14 protein-coding genes and 1 riboswitch are annotated in these 15,403 nt (G+C 38.6%); of the genes, 7 read left to right on the top strand and 7 right to left on the bottom strand.

Annotated elements, in window-relative coordinates:
- Positions 1 to 7: 7 nt before the first annotated feature.
- The 5 genes from ACQKOG_RS02105 (at position 8) to ACQKOG_RS02085 (ending at position 6,280) form a co-directional block, all read left to right on the top strand.
- The gene (locus tag ACQKOG_RS02105) at positions 8 to 1,753 is read left to right on the top strand and encodes a vWA domain-containing protein (RefSeq protein ID WP_427444707.1); all 1,746 of its coding nucleotides are present in this window, start codon (positions 8 to 10) and stop codon (positions 1,751 to 1,753) included.
- Complete coding sequence (locus ACQKOG_RS02100; protein WP_427444704.1) at positions 1,737 to 4,334, top strand: VWA domain-containing protein; 2,598 nt, start codon at positions 1,737 to 1,739, stop codon at positions 4,332 to 4,334. The genes ACQKOG_RS02105 and ACQKOG_RS02100 overlap by 17 nt, the downstream gene beginning before the upstream one ends.
- A gap of 183 nt (positions 4,335 to 4,517) precedes the next feature.
- Entirely contained in the window at positions 4,518 to 4,940 is a 423-nt protein-coding gene (locus ACQKOG_RS02095; protein WP_427444701.1) for a MarR family winged helix-turn-helix transcriptional regulator, read from the top strand.
- 521 nt (positions 4,941 to 5,461) lie between these two features.
- On the top strand, positions 5,462 to 5,785 hold the full coding sequence (locus tag ACQKOG_RS02090; RefSeq protein ID WP_427444699.1) for a hypothetical protein: 324 nt from the start codon (positions 5,462 to 5,464) through the stop codon (positions 5,783 to 5,785).
- Between the two features lie 15 nt (positions 5,786 to 5,800).
- Positions 5,801 to 6,280 carry an EVE domain-containing protein gene (locus ACQKOG_RS02085; RefSeq protein ID WP_427444696.1) on the top strand — a complete coding sequence of 160 codons (480 nt, stop codon included), beginning with the start codon at positions 5,801 to 5,803 and terminating at the stop codon, positions 6,278 to 6,280.
- Positions 6,281 to 6,356: 76 nt separating this feature from the next.
- On the opposite strand, the gene thiW is transcribed toward ACQKOG_RS02085, so the two are convergent.
- From thiW to ACQKOG_RS02050, 7 genes are all read right to left on the bottom strand, one after another.
- Positions 6,357 to 6,857 (bottom strand): energy coupling factor transporter S component ThiW, encoded by a 501-nt coding sequence (thiW, locus tag ACQKOG_RS02080; RefSeq protein WP_427444693.1) that lies wholly within the window; start codon positions 6,855 to 6,857, stop codon positions 6,357 to 6,359.
- A 232-nt stretch (positions 6,858 to 7,089) separates the two neighbouring features.
- Positions 7,090 to 7,197, bottom strand: a riboswitch (TPP riboswitch).
- Positions 7,198 to 7,264: 67 nt separating this feature from the next.
- Entirely contained in the window at positions 7,265 to 8,461 is a 1,197-nt protein-coding gene (locus ACQKOG_RS02075) for an MFS transporter (protein WP_370076959.1), read from the bottom strand.
- A 431-nt stretch (positions 8,462 to 8,892) separates the two neighbouring features.
- Positions 8,893 to 9,966 carry an ABC transporter substrate-binding protein gene (locus tag ACQKOG_RS02070; RefSeq protein WP_370076961.1) on the bottom strand — a complete coding sequence of 358 codons (1,074 nt, stop codon included), beginning with the start codon at positions 9,964 to 9,966 and terminating at the stop codon, positions 8,893 to 8,895.
- Complete coding sequence (locus ACQKOG_RS02065; protein ID WP_370076963.1) at positions 9,963 to 10,760, bottom strand: ABC transporter permease; 798 nt, start codon at positions 10,758 to 10,760, stop codon at positions 9,963 to 9,965. Before ACQKOG_RS02065 ends, ACQKOG_RS02070 begins: the two co-directional genes overlap by 4 nt.
- On the bottom strand, positions 10,757 to 11,569 hold the full coding sequence (locus tag ACQKOG_RS02060; protein WP_370076965.1) for an ABC transporter permease: 813 nt from the start codon (positions 11,567 to 11,569) through the stop codon (positions 10,757 to 10,759). The genes ACQKOG_RS02065 and ACQKOG_RS02060 overlap by 4 nt, the downstream gene beginning before the upstream one ends.
- Positions 11,559 to 12,665 carry an ABC transporter ATP-binding protein gene (locus ACQKOG_RS02055; protein WP_370076967.1) on the bottom strand — a complete coding sequence of 369 codons (1,107 nt, stop codon included), beginning with the start codon at positions 12,663 to 12,665 and terminating at the stop codon, positions 11,559 to 11,561. The genes ACQKOG_RS02060 and ACQKOG_RS02055 overlap by 11 nt, the downstream gene beginning before the upstream one ends.
- Before the next feature lie 17 nt (positions 12,666 to 12,682).
- Positions 12,683 to 13,225 carry a helix-turn-helix domain-containing protein gene (locus ACQKOG_RS02050; protein ID WP_079559677.1) on the bottom strand — a complete coding sequence of 181 codons (543 nt, stop codon included), beginning with the start codon at positions 13,223 to 13,225 and terminating at the stop codon, positions 12,683 to 12,685.
- A 406-nt stretch (positions 13,226 to 13,631) separates the two neighbouring features.
- Between ACQKOG_RS02050 and ACQKOG_RS02045 the strand changes: the two genes are divergently transcribed.
- Both ACQKOG_RS02045 and ACQKOG_RS02040 read left to right on the top strand, forming a co-directional pair.
- Positions 13,632 to 14,174 carry a peroxiredoxin gene (locus tag ACQKOG_RS02045; protein WP_248718040.1) on the top strand — a complete coding sequence of 181 codons (543 nt, stop codon included), beginning with the start codon at positions 13,632 to 13,634 and terminating at the stop codon, positions 14,172 to 14,174.
- A 438-nt stretch (positions 14,175 to 14,612) separates the two neighbouring features.
- On the top strand, positions 14,613 to 15,065 hold the full coding sequence (locus tag ACQKOG_RS02040) for a TlpA family protein disulfide reductase (RefSeq protein ID WP_053483465.1): 453 nt from the start codon (positions 14,613 to 14,615) through the stop codon (positions 15,063 to 15,065).
- Positions 15,066 to 15,403 lie beyond the last annotated feature (338 nt).

The following is a 15,403-nucleotide window of genomic DNA, read 5'->3' as shown; positions in this document are numbered from 1 at the left end:
AGCCGTATTGGGCTTTAGTCAATTACTTTTTAGCTGGACGGCCATCATCCCGGTCATTGTCCTTCTATATTATTTCTTTCGAAAAAAATATACCGATCAAACCGTATCCTCCACACTTTTCTGGTCGGAAATTATGCAAGAAACACGTGTGTCACCATACTTAAAACATTTACAAAAAAATGCACTGCTTTATTTGCAACTACTTGCTCTTCTTTTACTCGTACTAGCATTAATGAATCCATATGTTAAAAAGTCAACCATTGTTGGTGCGCAGACGATTTTCATAGTGGACACTTCTGCAACGATGTTAGCAGGGAAAGAGCAGTCAACATTTGATACACATAAAAAAGAAATGCTGTCATTGGTCAATGAGCTTGATGGAAGACCTGTGACACTCATTACAACAGGTAATACGCCAAAAGCCATATTACAGCAAGAAACAAATACTAAAGATATTGAAAAAGCCATTCAACAGTTACAAGTAACTTATGAGACAGCTCAAATGAATAAAGCTTTAGATGTGGCACAGGCTTTTGTCGGCAATACACCAACATCTATTTATGTCTTTACAGATGCGCTCGATAAAAAGCAATTACCGATGGAAAAAGATACGGTGAAGTGGATCGTAAAAGGGTCTGCAAAGGATTTAACAAATATCGCAATGACACGTTTTGCTGCTACTACAGATGGACAATCTGCTATGGCGCTTGTACAGTTACAAAATGATACGGACCAAGAGCAAAATGTAAAACTTTCGATAGAAAATGTTAAGGGTAAGGAGATCGTTACAGAGAGTGTCGCATTACCTCCAAATGAAGCCATAACAAAAACATTTAAAGATCTACCGTTAGAAGATACGTTGACTGCCAAAATAGATGCTAAGGACGATTATGCTGTTGATAATTCACAGCCTGTATTGCTACAAACAGCTACTTCAAAAGTAGTTGTGGATCAAAGTATGCATCAACTCATTCAAAAAGGTTTGCAAACGATTAATAGTAGCGTGAAAATTGTTCCATCTTCAAAACTGGTTGATAATCAGGATGCTACAGTAGTGACCAATCAGACGGCGCTACTCGAAAAGATGGACAAGCCAATTGTTTTATTTGGACGGGATGACGTTGAGAAGGTTGAAGCTACTGGGGAAATCAGTACAACAAGTGATGCATTGTTTGCATTTAGTGAGCTAAAAGATATTTACGTCAGTGCTGTATATCCTGGATTCGATGACTATAAAACGATTGCATCAGTTGGAGACCAGCCATTTATTCAGCGTTCACCTGAAGGGGATATCGTTGTATTAGCTGATATTGCAGATACAGATTGGCCGTTACATCCTTCATTCCCATTATTTTTATGGAGTGCTGAACAGGAACTTTCAGAATCAGTTGGTTCTCTTGGTATTTTCACACCAAATGAGCAACGCGCAGTTGCTTTAGCGCAAGGTGATTGGAGTATTTATTCGCAGGAAGAAGAGTTTTTATCGTCCATTTCGAATGGTCTACTAACAGCTCCAATGAAGCCAGGAATTTATACAGCTCGCTCAAAAGATGAAGAAAAGCGCTTCATCGTACAGCTCCAAGCGCAAGAGCGTGTGATTGAAAAAGGGACAAGTTATACACTTGGAGAGCTTCCGGACAATGGTAAGGAAGAAATATCGAAAACATCGTTCGTGCCTTGGATTATCCTTATGATTCTGATATTACTTGTTTTAGAGTGGGAGGTGCAACGACGTCGTGGATTTACGAATTGATATGCCATTAGCATTGTTGCTTTTACTTCCACTGCTTATGTATTTTGGATGGACCTATTGGCGTGAACGTCAGCGACTAAAGAAGAGTCATATCGTCGTACTAGGTATTCGTATTGTGGCAGTATGCTGTTTGGTTTTTGCACTTGCAGGACCCTATATTTTATTGCCCGTAAAGGAAGAACAAGTATTATTCTTAGTAGACCGTTCTGCTTCAATGAATGGGACAAATGATGAGATGGCCAATTTTATAGCGGAAAGTTTACCGTCGAAAAAAGATGAACAGCTTGCAGGGATTTATTCTTTTTCATCGACTTTACAAACGGAAGCCATTTTATCGAAGTCTTTAAAGGAAGTGCCGAAGTTTACAGCTATAAAAGCAACAGATCAAACAAATATTGAACAGAGTCTACAGCTCGCTTCAGGTATTGTAGATCCAAAAAAAGCAACACGACTTGTACTCTTAACGGATGGCAATGAAACAAAAGGAGATGCCTTAGAATTTGCATCAAAGTTTAAAGGGTCAAATATAAGTGTTGATGTAATGCCATTTAACCAACCTGTTGCTAAGGATGTATCTATGAAAAGCTTTGTCACACCGCAAGTTGCTTATGTAGGTGAGCAACAGCAGCTAGTTGCCGAAATAAATGCAACTGTAGCAGAACAAGGTGAGCTATTGCTATACGAAAACGATAAGCTAATTCACCGTGAAGCAGTGGAGCTTGCAGAAGGGTCAAATATTTTTACATATAAACACTCAGCAACGGCTGAAGGGCTTGTAAAATATGAGGCACTCGTGCAGGTTGAACAGGATGCCATTTTTGAAAATAATAAATTAACAAGCGTCACGATGGTGCAAAGTGAACCACATTTACTAATTGTTAATGGCTATGATACGGCATCACCAATTGCAGCAGCGCTTGGCAAACAATCAATTGCCTATGATGTTGTAAATGCTAACAGTCTGCCAAATGAACTTTCTAGTTATTTACAATACAATGCCATCATTTTTGATAATGTGCCAGGACATTTAGTAGGTGAGGCAAAAATGAATGTCATTGAGCAAGCAGTGAAAAATTTTGGTGTCGGTTTTACAATGGTCGGTGGCGAAAATAGCTTTGGCTTAGGAGGCTATTTTAAAACACCAATCGAAACTTTACTACCTGTTGAAATGGAGATTAAAGGCAAAGAGCAATTGCCATCATTAGGGCTTGAGATTGTCCTTGACCGCTCTGGAAGTATGTCTGGAGCAAAGCTAGAGCTCGCAAAAGAGGCGGCCGCTCGGTCAGTTGAAATGCTACGAGATGAAGATACGCTCGGGTTTATTGCCTTTGATGATCGACCTTGGGAAATTATTGAGGCAGGACCACTTAGCAATAAGGAAGAAGCGGTAGATACGATTTTATCTGTAACGCCAGGGGGTGGTACCGAAATATTTGGCTCACTAGCTAAAGCTTATGAAAATCTAGCTGATTTAAAGCTACAGCGAAAGCATATTATTCTATTAACTGATGGTCAGTCTCAGCCTGGTAACTATGAAGACTTAATTGCTCAAGGAAAAGAGAATGGCATTACTCTTTCAACAGTTGCAATTGGTCAGGATGCAGATGCTAACTTACTTGAAGCGCTTAGCGAGATGGGCAGTGGGCGTTTCTACGATGTTGTTGATGAGCAGACAATCCCTTCTATTTTATCGCGTGAAACAGCCATGATTTCACGCACATATATTGAGGATAACCCATTCTATCCAACGATATTTAATGCAGCTGGCTGGAATACATTATTTACAGATGGTGTACCTAAAATGAACGCTTATATCGGTACGACAGCAAAGCAAGGAGCTACTGTTATTGCAGAAAGTGAGAAGGAAGATCCAGTACTTGCAGAATGGCAATATGGCCTTGGCAAAACATTCGCCTTTACTTCTGATTCGACAGGAAAATGGACAGGGGACTGGGCAAGATGGCAAAATTGGGGCACATTTTGGCAAACGCTTATTTCAAAAATGCTACCAAGCTATAATGATGTTGCCTATGATGTACGTCTAGAATCAGACGGCTCATTTGTCATCACAGACCCAACAAATGAAGCGGCGTTCTTAGATATTGTTGCTGTCAATGAAGTGGGGGAAGAACTTGATACACAGCTTGAAACAATTTCAGCATCACAAGTTCGAGCAGTCGTACAAGCAGAACCAGGACTCATCTTCTTCCGCATTGCCGATGAAGAAAATGCCATTTACCAGGCAGGCTTAAGTGTACCTTATAGTGCTGAGTATGAATTACGACCAGTGAATGAAAAGTTAGTCAAAGAGCTAACAAAGCAAACAGGCGGCTCCGTTTTAAAAGAACCGAGCGAGGCATTCCGTGAATTTACTAAAAAAGGTGCGGAACGCCAAAATATTGCAACATGGCTCTTATTGGCGGGTATGCTACTATTCTTCATAGATATTACTATTCGACGCTTTGGTTGGGGCTTCCTAACTAGGCCGAAGAAAAAAGAACAGCCTGTAGAGGAAACACAGATACAGGCAGAGGACACAAATGTTGCCCAGCTATTAAAGGGTATGAAAAAACGATCCTAACAGATAAAACGATGGTGCATAGAGATGTGCCATCGTTTTTTTGTAATTTCAACAACTGGATTGGAGAATTATTCATGAAAGGTAAAATATGACTTGTAAATAATATACATAGATGCAATAATAGATGATAGTAATAAAATATTACTATCACTTTTAAGTACTATAGATTTTGGAGGTTTGGACATGACCAATATAATGAATTCTTTTGGGTTTCTTAGTTTTAAATTAGCAGAGGCTTTAGAGGAAAATCTCGAGAAATATATTAGTGAAAAATATCAAATGAAATCCAGAGAAGTCGGGATCATGATTGCTGTAAAAGAAAATAAACTTAGTCAAATTCAAATAGGACAGATTTTAAAGTTAGATAAAAATAGTGTCCGCTTTTTTATCGATGGTCTAGAAGAAAGAAATTATGTTTATAGGGAGAAAAATCCAGAAAATAGAAGAGAGAATTTAATATGCCTTACGGAACATGGTGGAAATTTGGCAGAAGAGTTATTGAAGACCCTTTCGATTTCTGAGAATGAAGTGTTAAACGTACTTTCATTGGAAGAAAAAGAGCTGTTGAAAAGCATATTGAAAAAAGTATATGAAAATCGTGAATAGGGTTTAACTTCTTTCAGCAACCTGCTGAAATAGAGGAACTCAGTCTAAGAACGCCACGTCCTGTGGCAACGACTGAGTGACCAACTTCGTGTTGGCCTAAAGCCTCCGGCGGATGTCACGGATTCGGAAAGGAGTTAATAAAGGATGTTAACCTAAAACCATCGCATCCATGCGATAACGGCTAACTGACCTGTATCGGTGCCGCTGCCGCTACGCTTTCGCGCAAAAAACATATGTTGCTGCTGCCGCTACGCTTTCGCGCAAAAACATATGTTGCTGCTGCCGCTACGCTTTCGCGCAAAAACATATGTTGCCGCTGCCGCTACACTTTCGCGCAAAAACATATGTTGTTGCTGTCGCTTCGCCTTTCGCACAGACAAAAACACGTTGCTGCCGTTACGTTAGCACTGCGCTTTCGTACAAAAAACATTTGCAGGCCTAAGCACAAAGCCGAATCCGGACGCAATTATGCCGAGGTATAATTGATAACCATATCAATAAAAAAGAAAGAGTGATGAGAAATGAAAGCAGTAGAAGTTATGAAGGAGTATTTGAGAAGAGCGCAAGTAGAGGGTCAGGATCTATCTGATATGTATGTAGATCATGGAGAATTAAAAAATTTTAAAGGTGAAATTTTTAAAGGAAGAAAAGAAATACAAAACTTTTACACGTCACCTATGCCAAAAGGCTTTAAATTAACTATCCAAAATATTGATGGTGATGATACAGAATGTATTGCTACAGTTTTAACTACTTGGGATGGTTTGCCAAACCCAGTGATTCTGGAAGAAAGGTTGATTCTTGAAAATGAAAAAATAAAATCGTTGGCGATGATTCCAAAATAAAAGGGGGCGGAAGCTATGTCATTAAATCCTAATAAAAATTCCCTTCCTACACCTGAAAGAGACACGAAATATTGGATTGGTGTGGTATCTCTTAATCATGTGCAAAAAGGGGTTGAGGGAGGATTCGGCCAGTTATGCCATGGTAAAGAAAGACCTTTGAAACGAATGCAAAAAGGAGACTGGATCATTTATTATTCTCCTAAAAAAAGTCTAGATGGTAATGAGCCTGTAAGAGCATTTACCGCAATTGGAAGAGTGAAGGACGAGCGAATATACGAGTTCCAAATGGCAGAAAATTTTATTCCTTTTAGAAGAGATATAGACTTTTATAAAGATGCAAAAGCTGTGCCAATAAAAAGGATCTTAGATTATTTAGAGTTTGTAGAGGACAAATCCAAATATGGCTATAAATTTAGATTTGGTCATTTTGAAATAAGCAAAAAAGACTTTTTATTAATTGCTCATGAAATGGGATTACCGTTGAAGTATGGGTGAATTGGAACAAAAAACGTTACTTTCTTAATTAATTGTCATTAAAGAAAGTAACGTTTTTAAATTGCTTTAAATCAAGTTATTTAAGCTGAGTGTTAAGGTTAGTTACAAATACTGTCTTACGCAAATTGCTAGCAACGACAATGCCTAGCATAGCACCAATGGTACTTGAAGTTAAAAAGGCTGGCATGAAAAATAAAGCAGCAACGGATGTCCCCATTAATAAATGCGCGTAAGGTACTGCGATAAGTGAGGCAATGATACCTGTCCCCAACATTTCACCGACTCCTGCAAGCCATTGCTTATCGCTGTATTTATAGGCAAGAGCTGCACATAGAGCGCCAATAACACTGCCAGGTATAGCTAGTAATGAGCCTGTGCCTGTTAAAATACGAATAATGGCTGTGACAAAGGCGACCATAACAGTAGGAACTGGACCAAGAATGATAGCACCGATAACATTAATGGCATGTTGGACAGGGTAGGCACGCGCAATCCCCGTTGGTATTGAAACGAAGGTAGAACCTGCTACGGCAATTGCTACTAATAAGGCCATGATTGTTAATTTTCGAATTGACATAATTTCCACTCCTTTGAAATGTGAATTTTATAGTTAGCGCCGCTAAACAGGAGAGTTCCGCCGCTAAAGCTATGAGAAGCGCCGCTAAAGTGGAGAATACCGCCGCTAAGCCAGTGAGAATGGCCGCTAAACAGGAGAGTTCCGCCGCTAAGCTAGAGAGAAGCGCCGCTAAAGCGTAAAAAAGCCGCTTCCTAAAAAACAATAGGAAGCGGCCTTGTATCTACATAGTAAAAAGCAAGTGTCGGCACTTCCCTCCGCTAGTGTGAACTAGATCAGGTTCAAAGGGTCCGTATATGATCATATACGTCTCAGCCTTTTAAAGACTCCCCTAGTGGTAATTAATAGAATTTTTAGTTTTTCACATATTAATGTAGCATACTACTAAAAATAGTCAATAACTTTTCAGACTATTTTGTATCAGGATGCATAAGATGTGGTGCTTTTTTCATTGTCCAAATAAGGGCAAGGAAGAAACAAGCCATTAAAATAATAGACCCGAATATATAAGGACTGTTCATATTCCAATCGAATAATATACCTGCTAGAGCTGGACCAATCATATTACCAAGACTCATATAAGCATTGTTCAGACCAGCTGCATAGCCCTGTTCATTCTCAGCAAGCTTTGAAATCAATGTGTTGACGGCTGGGCGAATCAATGTCGTAGCTGTAGAGAAGATGGTCGCTACAATTAAAATAAGTGCAAAACCAGATGCGAATAATATTAAGAAAATCGAAACGGCTGCAATAAATAAATTGACTAACACTACTTTCATTTCGCCGAAGCGATTAAACAGCGGTGTAATAACAAACATCTGTACAACAACACCAAAAGCGCCGCCCATAACTAATATAATGGCGATATCAGTAGGTGTGTAATTAAACTTGTCTGTAACAAATAATGATAATGTTGTTTGGAAGTTAGCAATCCCGAAAGAGAATACAAGCATGATAATTAGCATGACAAAATAAGGCATTCGGACTGAACGGGCCATCTGCTTTGCAAGATTATCCTGCTTCTGTGCTTTTTTAGCAGTGTTCGGTTTTGTAGCAGGCAATAAAAAGAACGATAAAATAGCTGCTAAGATAGCTGCACATCCAGCAGTATAAAACGGAAAATGCAAACTAACTTTTGAGAGGAATCCGCCAATACCTGGTCCGATCATAAAACCAAAGGACATTGCTGCCCCTATCATCCCCATACCTTTTCCGCGTTCCTCGTACGTTGTGATGTCAGCCACAAATGCCATTATAGGAGGTGCCACAAATGCAGATCCAAGGCCACCTAAAAAGCGTGCCAAGAAGAGCATCCACACATCTGTAGAAAGTCCGAATCCAATTTGTGCAAGTCCTGTTACGATAAGGCCGAAAATAATGAGATTTTTACGACCGTATTGATCGGAAAGATTCCCAGCAATTGGAGAAAATACGAATTGTGCTAAGGCGAACGTTGCAATCAACATGCCAAGTACTTGTCCTGCAGCACCAAATAGTTTTAAATAATCAGGCATGACAGGAATAATAATTCCGATACTCCCCATTGCGATAAACATATTAAACATTAAAATATACAAAGCCGCCTTGTTAGACTTCTGCTGGGTCATCGAATACCCCTTTCTTTAATCAAATATACTACAGTCTACCACAAGGCTTGTACGTTTGCTATTGACTATAAGTCTGAGATTTAGTAGTAAGGTTATGAGGATTCTATTGATCAAATAAAATAAGCGTGTTGATTTCCGTTCCGGCTGGGCGCTTTCCTGGGGGCGTCCGATGAGCCGCTTCGCTTCGCTGCAGGGTCTCATCTGTGACGCTGATCCCCAAGAGTCGCCCAGCCTCCACTCCAATCAACTTATAACATGATATAGTTTTAACAATTATCAGTCCTATCTATTAGAGATGAGTCGATAAAAGGAATCTTTTATTGATATTTTGCTTGTTTATCCATTTTTAAAAATAGTTTACCTTCAGCTAAACGAAAAAGCTGTTCTCAACGTTACTAACGTGAGAACAGCTTTAAATGGGTTAAAATAGGTTATCGAATACTCATTTTAAATTCCAAGAACAGCTCATTATATTTGCCTAAGTAATCAGGACCTAAGTTTTTATAAACTTCTAATGTTTTACGTTGTTCTTCAGTAGGATAGAAGCGTTTATCAGATACAACTTCTTTATCCATTAACTTCATCGCTGCAATATTAGGGGTAGAATAGCCTACATAATCAGCGTTTTTAGCACCCGATTCAGCTTTCAGCATAAAGTTAATGAAAGCATGTGCACCATCAATATTTTTTGACGTTTTTGGGATAACCATATTGTCAAACCATAAGTTTGAGCCTTCTTTTGGTACAGCGAAGTCTAAATCTTCATTTTCTGATAACATGTCTGCTGCTTGACCAGACCAAGTGAGTGCCACAGTAGCTTCATTATTAACCATCAACGGTGTAATTTCATCCCCGATAATGGCTTTAACATTTGGCGCCAATGTGATTAGTTTATCAGTAGCTTTACGTAGCTCCTGGTCATCTAAAGAGTTGAGAGAGTAGCCAAGACTGTTTAAGCCCATACCAATCACCTCACGTGCACCGTCTACTAAAAAGACTTTACGCTTTAATGAAGGATCCCATAAGTCCTTCCAAGATGAGAAGTCTAAATTTCCAACGAGCTTTGGATTATAGACAATGCCGACTGTTCCCCAGAAATATGGGACAGAATATTTATTGTCCTTATCAAATGGTAAATCTAAAAAATAAGGATCAATATTTTTAAAATTAGGGATTTTCGTTTTATCTAAAGGAATAAGTAAGTTTTCTTCCTTCATTTTTTCAATCATATATTCAGAAGGTACTGCGATATCGTAAGCTGTACCACCTTGTTGAATTTTTGTCATCATTGCTTCATTTGAATCGAACGTTTCATAAATGACGTGAATGCCTGTTTCTTTTTCAAATTGCTTCAGCAAATCCGGGTCTATATATTCTCCCCAGTTAAAGATCGTTAACGTATCTTTACCACTTTTACCACCACCGGCACTTAGGGCGTCAGCAGCATAGAACAAAAGGGCGGAAACGACAAGGATTGCGACTGTTGCTTGAATTAATTGCTTCATTGAGTTCCCCCCGTTCTTTTACTAGCGCGGCTTGTAATGAAGTAATAGCCAACTACGACGATAACCGTTACAAAGAATACTAAACCAGAAATAGCGTTAACCGTTAAGGAAATACCGGCACGTGCCATTGAGTAAATTTCAACAGATAAAGTACTAAAGCCGTTACCTGTCACGAAAAATGTTACCGCAAAATCATCTAGAGAATATGTTAAGGCAAGGAAGAACCCTGCAAAAATACCAGGTTGAATATACGGTAAAATAACACGCATCATGACATCTTTTTTCGTTGCTCCCAAATCTAATGCAGCATCGATTAATGATTTATTCATTTCTAATAGTTTCGGTAAGACCATCAGTACAACAATTGGGACGCTGAACGCTACATGTGCTATTAACACAGAAGTAAATCCTAATTTAATACCAATCATTGTGAATAAAATTAAGAAGCTTGCACCAATAATGACATCCGGGCTCACAATTAACACATTGTTTAAAGAAAGTAGTGTATTGCGCATTTTTGCATCTTTAACAGTGACAATGCCAATTGCTCCTAGTGTCCCAATGATTGTAGAAATCAATGCAGAGAGTAATGCCACGATCACTGTATTAATTAGAATTACGAGTAGACGTGAATCCTCAAATACGGCTTTATAATGTTCTAACGTAAAGGACTCAAAATTATTCATTGATCCGCCACTATTGAACGAATAGAAGATTAAATAGAAGATAGGTGCATACAAAACGATAAAAACAATCGCTAAATACACTCTTGCTGTAGCAGATAGTTTTTTCATCGTACGCGACCTCCTTTATCCTTTTTCTGTCCTGTAATTAACATAACGATGACCATGAATAAAATTAAGAAAACAGCAATTGTTGAACCCATTCCCCAGTTTTGGGTTACAAGGAATTGTTGTTCAATAGCTGTACCCAGTGTAATAACACGATTTCCTGCAATTAAACGAGTGATCATGAAAAGTGATAATGCAGGAATAAATACAACTTGAATACCTGATTTAACACCGTCCATTGTTAAAGGCAATATAACGCGACGGAATGTAGTAAAGGCAGATGCCCCCAAATCACGTGCGGCATAAACAAGAGCCGGATTTAAACGATCCAATGAGTTGAAAATCGGTAAAATCATAAATGGAATAAAAATATAAACGGATACGAACACAAAGCTAATGTCAGTGAATAGCATTTGCTTCGGATCAAAACCAAATACTTCGATAAATGCATTTAATGGACCGTACAAGCCGAAAATCCCGATAAAGGCATATGTTTTTAACAAAAGATTAATCCAAGAAGGAATAATAATTAGTAAAAGCCAAAGCTGTTTATGTTTCGTCTTCGTTAAAAAATAGGCTGTTGGATACGAAACAAGTAACGTAAAGAACGTAATTAAAAACGCATACCAGAATGAACTTAATGTCATTTTTAAATAGACAGAAGTAAAGAATGCTTTATAGTTATCGAGCGTGAAATTGCCATGTATATCTAGTAGGGAATAGTAAACAACGAGTGCAATCGGCGCGATAACGAAAAACGCAATCCATAAAACATATGGAAATAAGGCTGATTTCGAAGTCTTAGTTTGCATCTTCGTCGTCTCCATACGCCTCTAAACGTTTGTCGAATTCTTCTTCTGTTTCATTTAAGCGCATTACATGAATTGCTTCTGGATCAAAGTCTAAACCAATTTCTGTCCCTACCTCAGCTTTTTTCAATGAATGCACGAGCCATTCATTGCCATCTTTGTCGTACGTAGATAATTCATAATGCACCCCACGGAACAATTGAGTATCAACTTTAACGACAAGCTTGCCTTTATCGATTGTTGTCATTTCTAAATCCTCTGGGCGAATGACAATATCGATTTTTTCGTTTGGCTTCATACCTTGGTCAACACATTCAAAAACTTTACCAGCAAATTCTACTTTGAAATCTTCAATCATCACGCCAGGAACAATATTTGATTCACCAATAAAATCAGCAACGAAGCGGTTAATTGGCTCATCATAAATATCTACCGGTGTACCAGATTGTTGAATTTCACCTTCACTTAAGACAAAGATTTCATCACTCATGGCAAGTGCTTCTTCTTGATCGTGTGTGACAAAGACAAATGTTTTCCCAAGGCGTTGTTGTAACTCACGTAACTCATATTGCATTTCTGTACGTAGCTTTAAATCTAAAGCTGAAAGAGGTTCATCGAGTAAAATTACTTCAGGATCGTTCACAATCGCACGAGCAATTGCAACACGTTGACGTTGGCCACCAGACATTTCAGAAATTTCACGATTGCCATAGCCTGCTAAGTTAACGAATTTTAATGCTTCAACAACACGGTTTTTAATTTCACTTTCAGGAAGCTTTTTTATACGAAGCCCAAATGCGACGTTTTCAAAGACGTTTAAATGAGGAAACAAAGCATAATCTTGAAAAACAGTATTTACTTGGCGTTCATTTGCTGGCACTGAGTTGATTTTTTTATTATGAAAATAGATATTTCCTGTTGTCGGTTCTGTGAATCCAGCGATCATACGTAAAATAGTTGTTTTACCACAACCGGACGGACCTAGTAGTGTATAGAATTTGCCCTTTTCTAGCTCCAGGTTAATGTTTTTTAAGACGACCGTGCCGTCATTATAGGACTTTGAAACGTTTTCAAAGCGGATAATCGAATTCGTTGTCATAGATGCGCCTCCTTAAGCTATAAATATGAATCCGTTGCGACAAGTAAAATTTTTGTTTCATCAGCATGTGCATTAAAAATTTGATGATGATCTGTCGCTTCAAAATAGAGAGCATTGCCTTCACTCGCTATGTACTGTTCATCTCCTAAAACGAGACGAATACGCCCTTCGACAACATAAATAAATGTTTCTGAAAGGGAGGGTTCAAACTGCTTAAATTCACCATCAGCAGCAAGTGTTAAGAAAATGGGCTCCATTTCTTTTTCATTTGATGTAGGAATCAGCCACTGAATTTCATATTTCTTTTCTTCATCTGTATAAGTGGATTGATCTTCCTCTGTATATACAACCTTTTGTTCAGGTGCTCCATCATCGAAAAATTCCTTAGGTGTTGACCCTAAAACCTCTAATAGTGAAAATAGTGTTTCAATGGAAGGTGAATTTAGATCACGTTCTAATTGTGAAATATACCCTTTACTTAAATCTGTACGTTCTCCAAGCTCCTCTTGGGTAAGACCTTTTTTTAAACGAAGCGCTTTGATTTTTGCTCCTATTTGCATCTTTTCCCTCCTAGAAGAAGTTTAGCAATCATAAACTTTTGAAATACGAAGTTTACTTTAACGAAACTTTTAGTTTACTAAAACCATTACAATTATACATAATAATAAAGAATTTGCAATCGTTTTTAATGAAAAAAAAGTAGATGAAATTTTTAGAAATTATACATAAATACCGCATAGAAAAATTTCGTTTAAATAAGAATAAAATTGTTAAAAATAGCTAATGAATAGGCTGTAGCAGTTATTCCATTTAGGGATTTGACGGAAATTTGTCAGATAATTTAATGTGAGCACTTTTGTGAAGTTTACTTGTTTGAAAAACTACGATTACTCTGTTATCGTAGAAGACGAGTTCGCTGGTGCGAATGGAATATATACACTACATATTTAATCGGAGGGATTTATAATGGCAGAACGCATGGTAGGTAAACAAGCACCTGACTTTACAATGGAAGCAGTACTTCCAGACAAATCATTTGGTAAAGTATCATTAGAAGACATTAAAGCACAAGACAAATGGACAGTTCTTTTCTTCTATCCAATGGACTTCACTTTCGTATGTCCAACAGAAATCACTGCAATGAGCGATCGTTACGATGAGTTCGAAGACTTAGATGCAGAAGTAATCGGTGTTTCTACTGATACAATCCACACTCACTTAGCTTGGATTAACACTGACCGCACTAAAAATGGTCTTGGTGAGTTAAAATACCCATTAGCAGCAGATACAAATCACCAAATTTCACAAGAATATGGTGTATTAATTGAAGAAGAAGGTATCGCACTACGCGGCTTATTCATCATCAACCCAGAAGGTGAATTAAAATACCAAACAGTATTCGATAACAACATCGGCCGTGATGTAGACGAAACTTTACGTGTACTTCAAGCTTTACAAACTGGTGGTCTTTGCCCAGCAAACTGGCGCCCAGGTCAAGCAACTCTATAATTTAGAGTTTTAGATCATTCAACAAATAAAGAGTCCCCACAGTAAGTTTGTGGGGATTTTTTTAAACTTGATAGAGAAAAAGGTTCATCACCAAAAATTGGGGATGACTTTTGTTAAAACGTTGGAGTGGAGGATAGGCGACTCCTTGGGGGATTAGCAATAGAGGAACGAAGGCTAAAACCATCACGTCCTGTGATAACGCCTTCGTGACCAGCATCGTGCTGGCCCGAGACCCTGCAGCGAAGCGGATGTTTTCTGTGCGAAAGCGTAGTGCTAACGTAGCGGCAGCAAATGTTTTATCTGCGCGAAAGCGAAGCGTCAGCGGCAATTGTTTTCTGTAGCGAAAGCAAAGCGGTAGCTACAAAGCGCCTAGCCGGAACGGAAATCAACCACACGTTTTGATAATGATCCTAGAAAAAGGAAAAAGGAGAATGTTTTATGAAACTTCGTGAACAAATGCCTGAACTTGTAGGCGCAACGACTTGGTTAAATGGTGAAGTAACAAAAGCGGATTTAGTAGGCGAAAAGCCAACATTAATCCACTTCTGGTCAGTTAGTTGCCATCTATGTAAAGAGGCAATGCCGGATGTGAACAATTTCCGTGATCAATACAAAGATGAGTTAAACGTTATCGCAGTGCATATGCCACGTTCTGAGGAAGATACAAATTTAGAAACAATCAAATCGGTAGCAGCAGAGCATGACATTGTGCAACCAATCTTTGTAGATAGCGAATTAAAGCTGACAGATGCATTTGAAAACCAATACGTACCTGCGTATTTTGTTTTCGATAAAGATGGTCAGCTTCGTCATATGCAAGCTGGTGGTAGCGGTATGAAAATGCTAGAAAAACGTGTGAATCGCGTTTTAGATGAAATGCGCAACGCATAAAATAGTAGAAAACGAGGCGGGGATATTTTACTCCTCGTCTTTTTTTATGGAAAACACAATGTTAGTGTCCACTACGGGATTATTATGAAGCTCACTATATGTGACGTACCTTGAGCGATCAATGAGTCAAGCTGATTGAAAAAAAGCAAGCCGATGGAGAAGTGACCAGAGCGGAAAAGGGGTTGGCCGGATTACTTCCTCGGCAGCCCGAGTAGTTTTATGGTAAACCTGATCACTTCCTCGGTCAACCCGAGCAGTTTTAGTGCAAACCTGATCACTTCCTCGGTCAACCCGAGCAGTTTTGGGGCAAACCTGATCACTTCCTCGGTCAACCCGAG

Source organism: Lysinibacillus sp. NPDC093216 (genome assembly GCF_050280325.1).
Lineage (GTDB): Bacteria > Bacillota > Bacilli > Bacillales_A > Planococcaceae > Lysinibacillus.
Note: the sequence above shows the minus strand (reverse complement) of the source record. Positions and strands in the feature narration are given on the sequence as shown.

What these genes read in the sequence shown, in the direction of transcription:
- ACQKOG_RS02095 (WP_427444701.1), top strand. Translation starts at nt 4,518, where the DNA reads ATGACCAATATAATGAATTCTTTTGGGTTTCTTAGTTTTAAATTAGCA.
- ACQKOG_RS02090 (WP_427444699.1), top strand. Translation starts at nt 5,462, where the DNA reads ATGAAAGCAGTAGAAGTTATGAAGGAGTATTTGAGAAGAGCGCAAGTA.
- ACQKOG_RS02085 (WP_427444696.1), top strand. Translation starts at nt 5,801, where the DNA reads ATGTCATTAAATCCTAATAAAAATTCCCTTCCTACACCTGAAAGAGAC.
- thiW (WP_427444693.1), bottom strand. Translation starts at nt 6,857, where the DNA reads ATGTCAATTCGAAAATTAACAATCATGGCCTTATTAGTAGCAATTGCC.
- ACQKOG_RS02075 (WP_370076959.1), bottom strand. Translation starts at nt 8,461, where the DNA reads ATGACCCAGCAGAAGTCTAACAAGGCGGCTTTGTATATTTTAATGTTT.
- ACQKOG_RS02070 (WP_370076961.1), bottom strand. Translation starts at nt 9,966, where the DNA reads ATGAAGCAATTAATTCAAGCAACAGTCGCAATCCTTGTCGTTTCCGCC.
- ACQKOG_RS02065 (WP_370076963.1), bottom strand. Translation starts at nt 10,760, where the DNA reads ATGAAAAAACTATCTGCTACAGCAAGAGTGTATTTAGCGATTGTTTTT.
- ACQKOG_RS02060 (WP_370076965.1), bottom strand. Translation starts at nt 11,569, where the DNA reads ATGCAAACTAAGACTTCGAAATCAGCCTTATTTCCATATGTTTTATGG.
- ACQKOG_RS02055 (WP_370076967.1), bottom strand. Translation starts at nt 12,665, where the DNA reads ATGACAACGAATTCGATTATCCGCTTTGAAAACGTTTCAAAGTCCTAT.
- ACQKOG_RS02050 (WP_079559677.1), bottom strand. Translation starts at nt 13,225, where the DNA reads ATGCAAATAGGAGCAAAAATCAAAGCGCTTCGTTTAAAAAAAGGTCTT.
- ACQKOG_RS02045 (WP_248718040.1), top strand. Translation starts at nt 13,632, where the DNA reads ATGGCAGAACGCATGGTAGGTAAACAAGCACCTGACTTTACAATGGAA.
- ACQKOG_RS02040 (WP_053483465.1), top strand. Translation starts at nt 14,613, where the DNA reads ATGAAACTTCGTGAACAAATGCCTGAACTTGTAGGCGCAACGACTTGG.